Annotated in this window: 15 protein-coding genes and 1 pseudogene; 4 read left to right on the top strand and 12 right to left on the bottom strand. The window is 36.4% G+C overall.

Annotated elements, in window-relative coordinates; genetic code table 11:
* Positions 1-236 precede the first annotated feature (236 nt).
* From ACFIJ0_RS08815 to ACFIJ0_RS08765, 11 genes are all read right to left on the bottom strand, one after another.
* Positions 237-1,004, bottom strand: a complete 768-nt coding sequence (locus tag ACFIJ0_RS08815; RefSeq protein ID WP_375624418.1) for a type IV secretion system protein — start codon at positions 1,002-1,004, stop codon at positions 237-239.
* Positions 1,001-3,472, bottom strand: a complete 2,472-nt coding sequence (locus tag ACFIJ0_RS08810; RefSeq protein WP_375624416.1) for a VirB4 family type IV secretion/conjugal transfer ATPase — start codon at positions 3,470-3,472, stop codon at positions 1,001-1,003. Before ACFIJ0_RS08810 ends, ACFIJ0_RS08815 begins: the two co-directional genes overlap by 4 nt.
* Positions 3,473-3,474: 2 nt before the next feature.
* Positions 3,475-3,783: a type IV secretion system protein VirB3 gene (locus ACFIJ0_RS08805; RefSeq protein WP_015857019.1), complete on the bottom strand. Its 309-nt coding sequence runs from the start codon at positions 3,781-3,783 to the stop codon at positions 3,475-3,477.
* 12 nt (positions 3,784-3,795) lie between these two features.
* Positions 3,796-4,107 (bottom strand): conjugal transfer protein, encoded by a 312-nt coding sequence (locus ACFIJ0_RS08800; protein WP_375624414.1) that lies wholly within the window; start codon positions 4,105-4,107, stop codon positions 3,796-3,798.
* Between the two features lie 239 nt (positions 4,108-4,346).
* Positions 4,347-4,667, bottom strand: coding sequence for a VirB2 family type IV secretion system major pilin TrwL (trwL, locus tag ACFIJ0_RS08795; RefSeq protein ID WP_375624413.1), 321 nt, complete (start codon positions 4,665-4,667; stop codon positions 4,347-4,349).
* Between the two features lie 74 nt (positions 4,668-4,741).
* The gene (gene trwL, locus ACFIJ0_RS08790; protein WP_375624412.1) at positions 4,742-5,062 is read right to left on the bottom strand and encodes a VirB2 family type IV secretion system major pilin TrwL; all 321 of its coding nucleotides are present in this window, start codon (positions 5,060-5,062) and stop codon (positions 4,742-4,744) included.
* Positions 5,063-5,140: 78 nt separating this feature from the next.
* Entirely contained in the window at positions 5,141-5,455 is a 315-nt protein-coding gene (trwL, locus tag ACFIJ0_RS08785) for a VirB2 family type IV secretion system major pilin TrwL (RefSeq protein ID WP_375624410.1), read from the bottom strand.
* A 76-nt stretch (positions 5,456-5,531) separates the two neighbouring features.
* Positions 5,532-5,852, bottom strand: a complete 321-nt coding sequence (gene trwL, locus ACFIJ0_RS08780; protein ID WP_375624408.1) for a VirB2 family type IV secretion system major pilin TrwL — start codon at positions 5,850-5,852, stop codon at positions 5,532-5,534.
* A complete protein-coding gene (korA, locus tag ACFIJ0_RS08775; RefSeq protein WP_375624406.1) occupies positions 5,815-6,111 on the bottom strand; it encodes a KorA family transcriptional regulator in 297 nt (98 codons plus the stop codon). Before korA ends, trwL (ACFIJ0_RS08780) begins: the two co-directional genes overlap by 38 nt.
* A gap of 124 nt (positions 6,112-6,235) precedes the next feature.
* Positions 6,236-6,859: a TrwN protein gene (locus tag ACFIJ0_RS08770; RefSeq protein ID WP_375624404.1), complete on the bottom strand. Its 624-nt coding sequence runs from the start codon at positions 6,857-6,859 to the stop codon at positions 6,236-6,238.
* On the bottom strand, positions 6,859-7,473 hold the full coding sequence (locus tag ACFIJ0_RS08765; protein ID WP_375624402.1) for a hypothetical protein: 615 nt from the start codon (positions 7,471-7,473) through the stop codon (positions 6,859-6,861). Before ACFIJ0_RS08765 ends, ACFIJ0_RS08770 begins: the two co-directional genes overlap by 1 nt.
* A 128-nt stretch (positions 7,474-7,601) precedes the next feature.
* On the opposite strand from ACFIJ0_RS08765, the gene ACFIJ0_RS08760 reads away from it, so the two are divergent.
* Positions 7,602-7,889 carry an H-NS family nucleoid-associated regulatory protein gene (locus tag ACFIJ0_RS08760; RefSeq protein WP_375624400.1) on the top strand — a complete coding sequence of 96 codons (288 nt, stop codon included), beginning with the start codon at positions 7,602-7,604 and terminating at the stop codon, positions 7,887-7,889.
* 1,529 nt (positions 7,890-9,418) lie between these two features.
* Here the strand turns inward: ACFIJ0_RS08760 and ACFIJ0_RS08755 are convergent.
* Positions 9,419-10,696: a ubiquinone biosynthesis hydroxylase gene (locus ACFIJ0_RS08755; RefSeq protein WP_375624398.1), complete on the bottom strand. Its 1,278-nt coding sequence runs from the start codon at positions 10,694-10,696 to the stop codon at positions 9,419-9,421.
* Positions 10,697-11,401: 705 nt separating this feature from the next.
* Between ACFIJ0_RS08755 and ACFIJ0_RS08750 the strand changes: the two genes are divergently transcribed.
* The 3 genes and pseudogenes from ACFIJ0_RS08750 to ACFIJ0_RS08740 all read left to right on the top strand — a co-directional run bounded on the left by ACFIJ0_RS08750 (position 11,402) and on the right by ACFIJ0_RS08740 (position 15,561).
* On the top strand, positions 11,402-13,843 hold the full coding sequence (locus tag ACFIJ0_RS08750) for a DNA translocase FtsK 4TM domain-containing protein (protein ID WP_375624396.1): 2,442 nt from the start codon (positions 11,402-11,404) through the stop codon (positions 13,841-13,843).
* A gap of 705 nt (positions 13,844-14,548) precedes the next feature.
* A pseudogene (locus ACFIJ0_RS08745) lies at positions 14,549-14,809 on the top strand (DNA translocase FtsK); the annotation flags it as partial.
* 143 nt (positions 14,810-14,952) lie between these two features.
* A complete protein-coding gene (locus tag ACFIJ0_RS08740) occupies positions 14,953-15,561 on the top strand; it encodes an outer membrane lipoprotein carrier protein LolA (protein WP_375624394.1) in 609 nt (202 codons plus the stop codon).
* Positions 15,562-15,587 lie beyond the last annotated feature (26 nt).

The raw sequence follows: 15,587 nt of genomic DNA, 5'->3' as shown, positions 1-15,587 counted from the left end.
ATCTGATCAATTTTATTGAAAAGTTGCGTGAACACTGTAAAGTTCATGGAATTCCTCTTTAACGAATCTTCAACTTTTTATATGATTGCTAAGCACTTTTCGTTGAGTTTTTTAGGATAGAATTAAATTTCGTAGACCTTTTCAGTCTATGAGAGAGAGCTGAATATTATGCATTAACTTTCGCTTTTTACGAGCATACAGAAAAAATAATACACGAAATATTGTTATAAAAAGCCTTATCTAATAAATCTTATGGTAGGCATGTTCGTGTTTTTATTATTCAAAATTTTTATGTTATGTTTGTCCTTCTGCTGTTTAATAAGTGTATATTCAGCATTGCGTAAATGTGTGACCATTTGTAGTTTTGCTGTTTCATTTTGTAGCATAGCGAGCATTCCAATTATATGTGCTTGTAACTCAGCAATACTTTTTAGATCTTTCGTTGTTTTAATTTCGTTTAATAGTTCTTCAATTTGCTGAAAACGATTGTTTGCTTCTTCAAAAGTCTTTAAACTTACGGCCTTATCAGTGATGGCTGTATATTGGATACGCTTGTTGATAAAACTGCTAGATTCATTGATAGAGATAGGAATTTGTTCTTCCCTTAAAATATTTTTAAGTGATGCAGATAGAGCAGAAGCTTTATTTCTATTGTAGAGTGTTTCTGGATTTTTGAGAAAAAAACTGCTGTAATCTGTTTGTGCATTTTTAAGTTTTTTAGTGTCGAATTTTTGGCTTCCCGTTATAGACTCGCGTATCTTTTTTGCTTCCTCAAGTTGTTTTTTTAGTGTATCGAGAAGTGGGTTTACAGGTAGCACTTTCTTTTGTTGTGGAGGGTTTTTAGGCGTTGGTTCACGTGAAGATGGCTTTCCAGAAAAATTGTCCCATATCATTGGAACTAATGATGACAAATCCGCTGCTCCAGCGCCAAAAAACTGAGCCATTGCTGGGTTTGAAATCGCTAAAGTTATTACAACTACTATTGAAATGACTTTTTTTTTCATGTTTCCCTCCTGTCATTTTTTGCGTGATGTAAGAAAATTGGTAACCATATTGCCGGATCATCACCAACTTCCGCGATAATGCTTTCGGCTAATTCTGCGTTATCAGGTGTACCTGATAAAACCAAGAGCTCATCACTAAAGTCGTGTTCGATGGTTTTTTCACCGCTTGTCAGATGGAATTTACCAAGATTCAATTCTGCAAGCGCAGATTGATCACCCTGCTTAATGAGGAATTGGCGACTAAACTCACCAAGTCCTTTAACGAGTTCAAATTCGGTATCTGTTAGTTTAAAGCCTTTTGTATAATCTTCATAGTTTGCTTTGGGATTGGCTAGAAAAATGTAAGTCGCACACTGTTGAATAAGTGTTTTGGCAATATTACTTTCCAAGGCATCGCTAGGCTCTTGTGTTGCGTAAACAAAAATACCATTTTGTTTACGGATAGTCTTTTGTTTATTTTTCGCTAAATCTTCAAAGTACGGATCTTGCAAAGGCTTCCAAAACTCATCAAAGATATACATAAATCGCTGTCCGCTAATCATGCCCTCTGTGCGGTAAAGCAAGTACATCATCACTGGGGTACGAGTTTCAAAATTATCTAAAAATTCCGTGATATCAAAGCCGTAAATTTGATGTGTTGAGAGATCAAGAGCATCATGGGGATTATCAAATAACCATCCATAATCACCACCTTCACACCATTTTAGTAAGCGAGCATGAACAGATGGGTGAGCATTATAATCACTTAAACGTGGATTTGGTAAAAATTGTACCAGAAAGGACAAACGACGGAGTGATTGGTCAATGTTACTGCTCATAACAGACATAACCGCTTTGTTAATTTCTTCTTCGTCGTGATGCGTGACCTCACCACCAGATTCTGCCAATTTTTTAACAAATTGTTTCAGAAAAATAAGATTTTCTTGTGTGGGTGGGAGTTGGAAAGGGTTGAAACCACTTCTCCTGCCTGGCTTGAATGTTAAATATTTTCCACCCATCGCTCGAATGGCAACTTCCATGCCACGATCTTTATCAAAAACAACAGTTGTCGGCTTAAATTTTTGTGCTTGTGCTAACAAAAAGCCCAGTAACACGGTTTTACCGGAACCAGATTGTCCGATAAGTGCGGTATTACCAAGTAAACGTTTATCTGTCGAGTCCTCTTCAAGTTTGGAGGCATGAAAATTGAAATAAAGCGGTGTTTTACTGGTTGTTTTAAGAATTGTGACGGCTGGTCCCCATGGGTTTCCAGTCGGTTTTCCTGACATAAAATTATGAAAAGATGAAAATGATAAAAAGTTCAATGATGTAATCGGAGCAGGACGTGGTCTCCATTTCCAATTGCCAGGAAGTTGTGCCCAATAGCCAGCCTCTATCGCTAAGTCTACAGGTTTGGGCAGTACCGCAACGTCTAGTAATGCTGCACTTGCTTTGGCCATATGGTCGCGAACTTGTTGAATTGTATCACCATAGATAGTCAATGTGCAGTGATGTTCTCCCATGACAAAATGCCCACTGATAAGCTGGTTTAGTGCTTCGTCAATTTGTTCAATTTGGCTCGTTGCCACATCTCGTGCATCAATAAGGTTACGCTGATGCCGTTGTAAATAGTCTTTAGCAGCATGTCGGGAGAGCACCGAAAAGCTCTGCGTCAATATGAATTCGAAGTCACTTTTCAACAAAACATTTAATTGTCCTGGTTTGGTTGTTGCATCATATTCTTTAATTTCCAGCATTCCAAATCGACGCATTCCACTGGTTGTTCGCAGTTCACCAAGAGCGCCCCATTTTGAGAAAAAAGGTCGATTAATGGACATATAGTCAGAAAAACGGTCTTGGCAAATTGGCATGGGGCGATATTCACCATTAACAAGCATTCCAAGGAACTCAAGTGCAGAAGAATAAGCATGGCCATTTTTTTCATAAGCACCAAGAAGTTCTGCACCGTAACGGTTTAAAGATTGGCCTAAAGTACGATTGATGTCATTGAGTTCTTTGATACATGAATCTTGTCGCATCTTTTTTTGATCAAGCGTTTCACGTTCATGTTGAGAAAAGAACGACATAATTTTATCCGCTATCGGTTGAAAAATGACAGTCAAATATAAATCATTGACCATCAAATTATAACCAGTAAAGCTTTGCCGATATTTTTCATCAAGTTGATAGCAAAACATTTGATCAAATGTTGAATCAGGATATTCATAAACACGGCGGCGCACAATATGCGTCCAAAATGATAAATTAGCTGATGCAATACCTCGTAAAGTATTATTAAGCTCTTTTGTCCATTGAAAAATATCTTCTTCTGAAGCGCTTTGATGTGAACGCCCGTCAATTTTCCAAATTGACAAATATTCCGCATTTTTAGTAGAAATAATCGTATCTGTAATGTGATGTGAATAAGGCAGAAACAGGCTTACAGGTGTCTCTGATGCAAGGCGTTTGCTGCTTTCAACAGCTGTCATGTTTATCTCCTTTTACTATAATCAGAGGGACTATAACTTGATGCGCCCCAAAAACCTTTGTTGCGATTGCGAAATTTAGTATCGATCCATAACCACCAGATACGAAACGCCTTATCATCGTTTTTAGTAATTTGCACCATAATGAACCATAATGGAGGCGCTATAATCCACAAAAAGATACTTACTGTCATAGCAATAACAGCGACCCCCATAACCATAACGATAAATGGCATCATGGGGACACCCCATATAGTTGGAACACGTGTTGCTCCTTTGAATAGGGGGAATTCTTTTTGTTCTTGCGATTTCATGGAGTGCTCTTGTCAGTGGAGGTGAAATAATATGTGGCTAATATAAAAGGCTGCACCAGCAATAATGACGCTGAAGGCCCATCGTATAAATGTAGCTTTTGCGATGATGCGAAATATATAAATAAGCAAAAGTAATAAAAGAATAATGATGGCGACGATAGGAATAAGTATACTTAATCCATATTGCATTCCTATGAAGGCATCCAAGTTCTCTGTTTCCGTTTGAGCATATGCAGATTGCGTTATTAATAACATCATTGAAGTGATAATAATAACATTAATCCTGTTGCACGTCTTCGCTTGAAACGTATTTGATTGTTTCATATCCTTTATCCCCTTTTAATTAAAGTTGCTATAAATAATATTCCTTTTTTCAGTATGGCTACATTATTACTGGTACACACCTATAATCGATGGATATTAAAAACATTACGTATTATACTGATTCATGGATTACCTTTCAATGATATTGCAGTAAGTTTGGTTGTAGATGGCACGATAATAATACCGATTGTCTATAGTATAAACGTATCGTGTTGTATTATTTGTAATTAATGCCATTATTACGCTGTTATAAATAGCAGAGTAACAAGTTGGGTTGCAGAACCTGCGATGACGACACCGATTGCCCACCGTACAAATGTTTCTTTTCCGATGTAGCGTCCTGCATAACCAATTGCTAAGCACAACAGTATAACGGCAGCAGCGATAGGGATAATCGCTTTCAAGTCAGTCTGTAAACCTTCTAAAGCGCTCTCTGCATTTTTTAAAACACTCGCTTTGGCGGCATAAGCAGAATTGTTTAAAAAGAACGCAGTCATAGCTGCAGAAATTGCAATGATTTTGTTGTTACTTTTCGATTTGAGATTAATTAATTTTTGCATGTTCTACTCTTAATTAAAATTCCAAATAATATTCGTAAAGAATAAACATATTGTATTTATAATGAATGCCATTATTACGTTGTTTTAAATAGCAGTGAAACAAGTTGGGCTGCAGAACCTGCGATGACAACGCCGATTGCCCATCGTACAAATGTATCTTTTCCGATGTAGCGTCCTGCATAACCAATTGCTAAGCACAACAGTATAACGGCAGCAGCGATAGGGATAATCACTTTTAAGTCTGTCTGTAAACCTTCTAAAGCGTTCTCTGCATTTGTTAAAACCTTCGCGCTGGCGGCGTAAGCAGAACTATCCATGAATAATGCAGTTATAGCAGCAGAAATTGCGGCGTTTTTTTTGTCACCTTTCGATTGAATACTAATTAATTTTTGCATATTTCACTCTTATTAAAATTCTAGATAACATTTTTATACGAATAAACATATTGTATTTTTAATTCATAATTAACGCCATTATGACTTAAACAGCAGAGTAACAAGTTGGGTTGCAGAACCTGCGATGACAACACCGATTGCCCACCGTACAAATGTTTCTTTTCCGATGTAGCGTCCTGCATAACCAATTGCTAAGCACAACAGTATAACGGCAGCAGCGATAGGGATAATCACTTTTAAATCTGTCTGTAAATCTGTTAGAGCTTTCGATGCATTTGTTAAAACGGTAGCTTGGGCATAAACAGAATTGTTCAAAAAGAACGCAGTCATAGCTGCAGAAATTCCAATGATTTTGTTGTTACTTTTCGATTGAATACTAGTTAATTTTTGCATATTTCACTCTTATTAAAATCTAGATAATATTTTATACAAATAAACGTATTGTATTTATAATTTATAATTAACGCTATTACGGCTTAAATAGCAGAGTAACAAGTTGTGTTGCAGAACCTGCGATGACAACACCGATTGCCCATCGTACAAATGTATCCTTTCCGATATAGCGCCCTGCGTAACCAATTGCTAAGCACAAAAGTATCACGGCAGCAGCAATAGGGATAATCGCTTTTAAATCTGTCTGTAAATCTGTTAGAGCTGTCTTCGCATTTTGTAAAGTTTGTACTTGGGCTTGTGCATGAACAGAATTACCCATAAAAAACACAGTTAAAGCTGCAGAAAATGCAGCAATTTTATTACGAGCTGTTGTGTGAAGAATATTTAATTGTTTCATGTTCTTTATCCTTAAGATTAAAACTCCCACAAATGACCCCTCTTTCATGAAGAAACTTAAAAAGATATTTTGGATCAGCCCAAGTTCTTAGTTTTCCTCTTTGTGTAAGTAATGTATATTTATTTGGCTTTCCGGTGATTGGATCATCGGAAATAAACGTAAAATACCATTCTCTTTCTGAAAGCATCACGACTGTAATCTCACGTGCTGCTTTTTGACTAAATGCTATATCAACGCTGTTTTGTTCTATCATTTTCATTATCTTTGCCCTCAATTAGAAGAGATTTTGTTCAATCTTACTAATTAGAGCTTTAACATTTTCTTATCTACCTTTCATTATAATATCCTATCAAAATTCTAGAGTTTCGTGAAAATATCAGTCGTCACTTTAGCGACCCTCTCGACGAAGAAGAATCTTCAACTGAAAAAGCATCGCGGGTGCTACTTTCTTTATGTGTAAATGCGTCTTCCTCTCCTTTTGAAGAGAGAGGAAGAAAATCTACTTTAGTTGTCTGTTCTGGTTCTTCTTTTTTAAGCCTTACAGGCTCCTGCAAATCTTCATTTCCTCGTACAGCAGCTTTTACCCCAATATATGAAGTAACTTTCTGTATAGAGGTGTGGTTTGAGTTTCCTGTGTTGTAAAAATTCAGCACAGATTGCAAAGTCGCTTTTTCAAAGATGCATTTTGATGTTGTTTGTTCATAGCAGTAAGTTAAAGCGTTTTGTACAGCTGTAAGATTTCTGCAAAAATCAAATGCATTAAAAAGAGAAAACAACTTCATATTTACAACATCAAATTGCCCTAAAATTATGTTAAAATTATGTTCACTTTGTACAGCTGTTGCGATTGTTTCCTTAAGCTGAGTTGATTGATAGAACAAATTATCTTTATCATCTGTTCCATAGATATTATCCCGCGCTTCCTGTTCGGCGATAACTGAAAATGTTATGGGGGGCGTATTGGATATGTGTGCAGGAGCAAAAAACGTGAAATCTGGAACAATCATTAGCAATACACCTTATTATGAAGAATTTTATTAATACAAATGCTAATTCTTTGTGGTGCTTTTTCTCGTTGTATTTTGATTTTATAAATTTGCAGAACGAGATTGTTTAGCTTAGAATATTCCTTGTGATTATCGCTTTGTTCTCTTCTAAGAATATTTCTAATATATGCGAATATCCAACCAACAAGATAAAAGTGTGGAATAAAATAGAGCACATTACGCCAACCAATATTATTGGAATCACGAGAAAAGGCGCTGCTTTTAAAAAATAATAATCTTTGATACTGTATTGAAGTTGCTTGTTTTATATAATTTTTTAGTTGCAAAAATCTTTTCAAAAAAAATTTATACGAAGCAAAAAGCCGTTGTGTGTGAGGGAAGGTTTTATTGTTATAATGAACTATACCATCATTATACAGAGAGGGCTTGTTCTTTGTTACGTATTGCCATAATTTATAGAGTGACGATTTATATTTACTTTTGACTACTGATTCATGAGAGTCAGAGAGGTGTGATGGTGTTTTAGCACTGCATTTAGTCGTTCCAGCGATTGAACTGAAAAAAGATGCAGTGATGGTAATTGGTATACCAATAAACAGTTCTTTGTGGTTCAAAGCACATCTCCGTCAAAGCGATATATGTATCGTAAATTTAATTTCGATAATAAATAGACAGAAATTGTCTATAATTGTGTTTAAAATATGGCAAGAAAAAATTCTTTTTTGCAAGGGGAGTAATTAAGGTGAATGAACTCAAAAATATGAATTTTGATGAACTACAAGAGATGCGTACACAAATCGATGTAGAATTAAAAAAACGGCAAGCAAAGGAAAAACAAAATGCGCGACGAAAAATTCTTGAAATTGCTAATGCCCATGGAATTGATATCGCTGATCTTGTGAGCAAAGAGCGCCATTATAGAAATCCCAATAACCAATGGGAATTATGGAATGGGCGTGGACGTAGACCTAAGTGGATTAAAGAGTGGTTGGAGAATGGGTATACACTTGATGAACTTGAAGTAACATAACACATGTGCGATCTTTACAAGATAAGGGAATACCAAGGAATGTAAATGCAAGAAGTATGCTCTTTTGGGTATTTTGATTGTATAAGCATACTGAACGAATATATTAAAGTATTGAGTGGTCAAATAAAATGATAGGGAGCATGAACAAATGTATTTAAATGCAAAAGGTCTTATTGTTATAATCTGGCAAGCATAATGATGATGCAAGATTAAAATATTGTAATTGCTTTTGGCATTTGAGAGAAAGGGATAATTCACCTCTTTTTATAGTTTTATTGATTCTTTACCAAAATGGTTGAGATGAGAATAATTTATTGCATAGTGATTTTCACTCAATATGTAAAATGATAATTTTATAATTTAATATGTTAATAAATTATCATACTTATATTTTTGAAATACTGTTCTGTAGAACAATCCTGATGTTATAGATTTTGTTTGGTCTTTTTTCTGTAGGATTATATATGAGGCATTTACTTTATTTATCGTTCGTTTAGTTAAGATGAGTTATTGTGTAGGAAATGAAAAATTTCTATGGCTGTTATGGGTTTTATAGAATTTATGACATATTTATGAGCGTTTGTGATTAAAATTCATTTATGAGCATTTATGAATAATGAATAAAGAGCGTATTTGGAAATAAAAGGATTGAGTCATTTCTATTGTGGTTTATCTTTTTTTATGGTGTGAAATAGGGGGTGGTATGTAAGTTTACAATTGTGTGTGATGGTATAGAGTACGGAGCACTTTGTTATATATCAGAATATTTTTTTCTAAAATCGTGTGGTATTCCACAATAAGTTAAAGGTTTTTTCTGAGAAACAGAATGCCCAAAATGGAATACATTAGTGTTGCTAATTTAGCGCGCCTTTTTTAAAGGGAAAATTTTTCAATGCAACTAAGCTTATTTTATGGCGCTTCTCGTGAATAGTATAACGTAAAAGTCCCTATGATCATATAAAATCCATTGTACACCACCATTTTACTTCAATAAAAAGTGTAAGCTGGCGCCATTATACACTTTATTCGCCTCCAATGGTGCTAAAGCCCTTAGTACTTGAGAGGGTAAGGCTTTTTATTGCTTTGTTTAATTGTTTTTATTTATACGACACTCTCGCTTGTGATGTGCAAGCGAATGATTTTGATTGCTTCAACATGAGAGAGATTTGAAATAAGGGTATTTTATGATCTTTAGATTTCTCATTCAATATGAGAACAATGAATTTATTATTATAAATAAAAGTGTTGTGTGCTAAAAAAGTCTTGTTTATTTTGTTTTGTCGCAAGGTGTGGTGATATAAGGCAACCTCTTTGAGACATTAAATGTTTTTTTCAGAGCGTGGTGAATATTCTTAGAATGTAGCTTGCTTGTCGAGTCTTATGTTAAGTGAAATATGGGAGGAGGCAGTCAAGAGAAAATTACTCTACAGGAATCCGGTTTATAAACAGATTAGATGAGATAGGAATTTTTTGTTCTTTGAAGGAGGGAGGCAAAGGTTGTAACAAAGTGAAATAGTATGAATTTTTGTTTAAAGTGGGGAGCCGTGTAGAAGACGTGGGGCATTTGGAGTGAGTCCGGCAGCTTCTTGAATGAGATATTTTTTTATTTTTGGCGCTTGATTAACGATTCCAAGGCCGGTATCGCGGAGCATCCGTAAAAGAAGGCTATCATTAGAAAAGAGTTTATTAAGCCAATCATTGCTTAAAGCCATACGAACAATTTCAAAACGTCTCCAGCTTTGATAGCGCTCTAAAGCAGTGAGAGAGCCAATGTCAAGACCTAGTCGTGCTGTTTCAATAATCACTTCAGCAAGGGCAGCGCTATCGCGTAATCCTAAATTGAGTCCTTGTCCTGCAATGGGGTGAATGGTGTGGGCGGCGTCGCCAACGAGAGCAAAACGTGGTTTAATGCATTGACGTGTTAAAGAAAGACTCAAAGGAAAAGCTTGACGTTCGCCATTCCAAGAGAGTTTGCCTAATCGATGGCCAATGCGTCTCTCGAGTTCTGTTTCAAAAATAAGTGTATCAGCTTTGAGATAATATTGCGCAGTTTTATGATCTTCATTCCACACAATGGCGGATCGGTTGCCTTTAAGAGGGAGAAGAGCAAAAGGACCGGCAGGTAAAAAATGTTGAATTGCTTGACCATTATGGGGTTTTTCATGTTCAACTGTGCAGATGATCGCTGTTTGTTTATAGGGATGAGAAAAGTTTTTAAGACCTGCTTTTTGGCGTAATTTCGAATGGGCTCCGTCGGCTGCAATAAGCAATTTTGTTTGCCAAGCTTCTTCATTATTTAAAGTGACGGTTGTATGTTGGTCTTCTTGATGAAAATCAATGACACGCGTGTTTGCAATAATAGGGATACTGAGATTTTTGATACGTTTTTTTAAAGTGTTGATGAGTTCTCTATGCTCTACCATAGTAGCGAAGGGCTCACCGGGCTTAATGTCGCCTTCAAAGGTTAAGAGAGTGGGTTTGACAGGATCACTTGTGCTTGTATCTGTGATGATCATTGAATGAATGGGTTGTGTATAAGGTTTTATAGGTTCCCAACATTGTAATTGTTTTAACATACGAATAGAAGCAGCAGCAAGGGCAATGGTTCGTATGTTAGAATCAGGAGTATCTCCTTGTGGAGCAGCATCAACGATTTTTATTTTCAGATTAGGGGCTGTTTGCTTGAGTGCTATCGCTAGGGTTAAACCGACAGCTGCTCCCCCTGCAATGAGCAGATCACATTGTTTAGTTTTATGAGATTTAATTTTTTTATTGGGTTGTACGTCTTTATTGCGATTAGAACACACAATACTTCTTCCATTGTTTATATTTTGCTTTCTTTTAAAAAGAATATCTTTTTAAATTGCCTAAAATATCTTAACTTCTACTTTACAAAAACGAGGCTTCTTTTTGGCGCCAATCTGATGACAAATTAGTTTTTCAGAGTTCTTTTGTTTAATCATTTATGCGATTCATTTTACAGATTTATCGGATACGCTTTTTTGAATATCCTCTTTAATTCTTTTTACACTTGGTTGATAAAAAAGAAAACTAAAAATAAACAAAGACGGTCGTGTATTTTTTAAGTTGTATGAGTTACTTTAGTATGCCTGTCCAGAAGGGATACATTTAGTTAGTATGATAAAAATTGTGTTCATTCGTGATGGTTAAAACAGTATTCATATTTTGCCGTTATCATGATGTAGCGTAAAAACATCATCTGTTTAGGAAGGTGTTATAGGGCCCATGTAAAACTTTACACATGAGGTGTTTTTTGGTTGATCGTGTGATAAATATTCAGGGAGAGCTTTTTGTGCGCCTTATGAAGGATTGTCTCTTAGGGTGGTGATATATGAAGGGTTAGAAGGCAGAACGCGCTAGATAAGAAGTCGGATTGTTTACAGACTATTTGTTTACAGATCGGCACAGAGTTTAAGCTTCATCCTTTTTTAAGAGAGAGAGGGAGTTATAACTCTTTAAAAATGTGAAAGTTTTGTATTTGGAATTGATAGATGCACCGAAGTTCTTCTCCTCATGATTCATTAAAAGTGCGAAATTCTCAAGGTTCGCGTCTTATTGAGATGTTTTTACGTCAGATAGGGGTATTTATTGGGCTTGGGCTTTTGGGCTTTATTATTTTTTGTGTGTTTGCTTTGGCGACGTGGAATGTTGCGGACCCATCTTTAACCCATGCAAGTACAAATGAGGTTACAAACCTTATGGGGTGGATGGGGGCAATTTTTTCAGATTTTATTATGCAGTTTTTTGGCTTGGCAAGTCTTGCTGTTTTGTTTCCGCCATTATTTTGGTCTTTTCTCTTGTTGGCGCAAAAGAATATCTACAATTTGACTTTTCGCTTTTTTTTATGGTTTCTATCAACGATTTGTTTTTTAATTGCTTTTGCCCTTATGTCACCTGTTGCTTCTTTTACTTATTGGCCGTTGCCAACGGGATTGGGAGGGGTTTTAGGAGATAAAGCTTTGAGTTTTGCTTCTTCAGTCTTTCCTCTTTTTCTTTCTCCTCTTTACACGGTGTTTTTCAGTGTTGTTTTTATTCTTTTAGGTTTTTTCACTGCTGCTTTTGCTGGCAATGTGATATGGCGGCGTCGAACAAAGAAAAGAAAAGAAAAAAGCATTCCAAAAGACGAAACCGTTAATTCAGTCTTTGAGTTGGAAGAAAATACGGAATATGCCGCAGAAGATGATCGTGAAAATAATGGTTTTTTTGTGACAACTTGTGGCGCTCTTTTGCATCTTTTTTATTTTTTACAAGCGCGTTTTTTTCATTTATTCTGTTTCAAAAGGCGTTTTCAGAGTAAAGGGCAAGGAAAACCATTTGATCGGATTGAGCCAACTTTTTTGGGTGGAAAAGTAAAGTGTGAGGAAAATCAAAATAAAGCTTATGTTTCTCCTGTTAAAAATCGAAAGTCTTTAACAGCTTTTTCAAATGGTGGTTTTGTTCTTCCTCTTGTAGATTATCTTTCAGTTCCACCACCGTCTGTTAGGGATGCAAAACTTTCTCCTGCTGTTTTAAGAGCAAATTCTCAGGAACTTGAAGGGGTTTTGTTAGATTTTGGGGTCAAAGGAAAAATTATAGATGCTTGTCCTGGACCGGTGGTAACTTTGTATGAATTTGAACCCGCTGCTGGCATTAAGTCTTCCCGTATCATTGGTTTGGCAGATGATATTGCACGCTCGATGCGTGCGATTTCGGCGCGTGTTGCGGTGGTTCCAGGACGTAATGTTATTGGAATAGAATTGCCTAATGCAAAGCGTGAGATGGTTTATTTACGAGAAATATTGCAGGCGCAAGAATTTATTGACAGCAAAGCAAAGCTAGGTCTTGCTTTGGGTAAGACAATCGGGGGGGAAGCCGTTATTACAGATTTAGCAAAAATGCCCCATCTTTTGGTTGCTGGTACAACAGGATCGGGAAAGTCTGTTGCTATCAATACGATGATTTTATCATTGCTTTATCGTATGACACCTGAACAATGTCGTCTCATTATGGTGGACCCGAAAATGCTTGAGCTTTCGGTTTATGATGGCATTCCTCATTTATTAACACCCGTGGTGACAGATCCTAAAAAAGCCGTGATTGCTTTAAAGTGGGCTGTTCGTGAAATGGAAGAGCGCTATAGTAAAATGTCAAAACTAGGCGTTCGTAATATTGATGGGTTTAATGCACGTCTCAAGGAGTCAGAAAGTCAAGGAGAGACAATGGTGCGTACAATTCAAGTGGGCTTTGATCATGAAACTGGTGAGCCTCTTTATGAAACGGAAACACTTGATTTTAGTCCGATGCCCTATATTGTTGTCATTATTGATGAAATGGCTGATTTGATGATGGTTGCTGGTAAAGATATTGAAGGCGCGGTTCAACGTTTAGCACAAATGGCTCGTGCTGCCGGTATCCATGTAATTATGGCGACACAGCGTCCTTCCGTCGATGTTATTACTGGGACGATCAAAGCCAATTTTCCTACACGTATTTCTTTTTCTGTGAGTTCAAAAATCGATAGCCGAACAATTTTAGGTGAACAGGGGGCCGAGCAATTATTAGGACAAGGAGATATGCTCTTTATGATGGGAGGAGGACGTATTCAGCGTGTGCATGGGCCTTTTGTTGCAGATGATGAAGTGGAGCAGGTTGTTGCGCATCTCAAAGCGCAAGCACGACCTGATTATTTGGAAACAATTACGCAAGAAGTGGAAGAGGATGGTGCTGATGTTTCTTTGGCTTCTCCTTCAGAAGATGATCCCTATAGTCAAGCTGTTGCTATTGTGCTTCGTGATCGTAAAGCTTCGACCTCTTATATTCAACGCCGTTTAGGCATTGGTTATAACCGTGCTGCGACATTGATTGAGAGGATGGAAGAAGAGGGTATCATTAGTCCAGCAAATCACGCAGGGAAACGAGAAATTTTAGTGCCTGCCGAAGAAGAACGCTTTTGAAAAATCTGTATAGTTATTTTTTTATCATATATTATAAAATAAGTATTTATCTTACTGTATCGTAGAAAGTCTGCATTTTCATACACCAGTTTTCAATTTGCCATGGCTCCTTGACACTTGAGACTCTTTATAAGGGGCTTCTTTATTTTACATAGCTTTTATCTACACACCAATCTTGCTTGTAACGTGCAAGCAAATGATTTGAGTTGATTCAATATGAGAAAATCTTACTGTATTTGGCGTTATGATTTAAGTTAAAAAGATAATTTATTATAAATCAATATCTTGGTATAAATAATGTCATTGCGAGTGTAGGGGTATAAAAGCATGTAAGGCTTGATATTTAAGTATCTTTTAAAGTGCGCTCTGAGTATTTAGGGCAAGGCTCTGATCTGTCGAGCTTTATATAAATGAATCATATGGGGTGGGAAGCCAAGTGAAATCTGCTAAATTCCAAACTGTTTACAGACTGGTTCAGGTGAAAATTTTTATTCTTTTGGGTTGGAAGGAAGTCAAAAAAGAATTTTTGCTACTTATAAAGAGTTTTCAGGTTCACGAGCAATATGTTTAGTACTTAATCCGTTATGTATTGAATATAATTTATGTTGCTTCATAGATGAGAGGTGGAAAATAATATATTATGCGTTTAGAAAATCAGCAGAAAAGCAGGAAATTTGGATGATTTCGGAAACTTAAACGCAGACTGATTATTTGGAAACGATACTGCAAGAGATCGCAAGAAATAAAGAAGGATTTTTCTTGAGCAGATGATCCCTATTGTCAAGCTGTTGCTATTGTGCTTCGTGATCGTAAGGCTTCACTTCTTATATTCAACATCGTTTAGGCATTGGTTATAACCGTGCTGCAACATTGATTGAAAGGATGGAAGAAGAAGGCATCATTAGTTCAGCAAATGATATGGGGAAGCGGAGAGTTTTGGGGACTGTAGAAGAAGAGTACTTTTAAAAATCTTTTGATAGTTTTTTCAAACAGTATCTTTATCTTATTCAAACAGTATCTTTATCTTATAAAGAAGGGTATTTATTCAGCGTTGATCACTTAAGTTATGAATTATAAAGTTAATGAAGTATTGCTTGGGAGCATTTTTTATGAAAACGTCTTTTTTACCGCAAAGAAGAGTCTTTGGGTTGGTGGGAATTATTATCTTTTGGTGTTTAACTTTTCCTGTTTTTTCGCAAGCATCTAATAAAGTGATAAAGGCGCAAAATGTTGTGAATCACTTTGCGGCAATCAAAACAATGACAGGTGATTTTATTCAGTTTAGTCCAAAGGGAAAAATGTCTCAGGGGACATTTTATTTAGAGCGTCCAGGGAAAATTCGTTTCATTTACAAAAAAATGCCTTTACAGATTATTGCAGATGGCCAATTTGTGGGTATTAACAATCGGGCTTTGAATACTTGGAATTTTTCACAACTTTCGCAAACGCCAATGAAGTTTCTGTTAGATGATAAAATTGATGTATCTTCTGGGCGCTTGTTGGCATTTCGCGAAGATCCAGGGGCTGTGACGATTGTTCTGCGTGATAAAACGATTGGGGCAGGGCAAATAAGGATGGTTTTTGATTCTAAAGGCTCTGCTTTGCGCCAGTGGACAATTGTTGACCAACAAAATTTGGAAACTACTGTGCAGGTTATGAATGTGCGGACAGACGTCCGGTTCGCTAATGGAATGTTTACACTTCCTTCGAAGAAATAGTGCGGTGTTGTTTCATTGGGATTGAA

The organism is Bartonella sp. OC68QHHN (genome assembly GCF_042193875.1).
GTDB classification, from domain to species: Bacteria; Pseudomonadota; Alphaproteobacteria; order Rhizobiales; family Rhizobiaceae; genus Bartonella; species Bartonella grahamii_A.
Note: the sequence above shows the minus strand (reverse complement) of the source record. Positions and strands in the feature narration are given on the sequence as shown.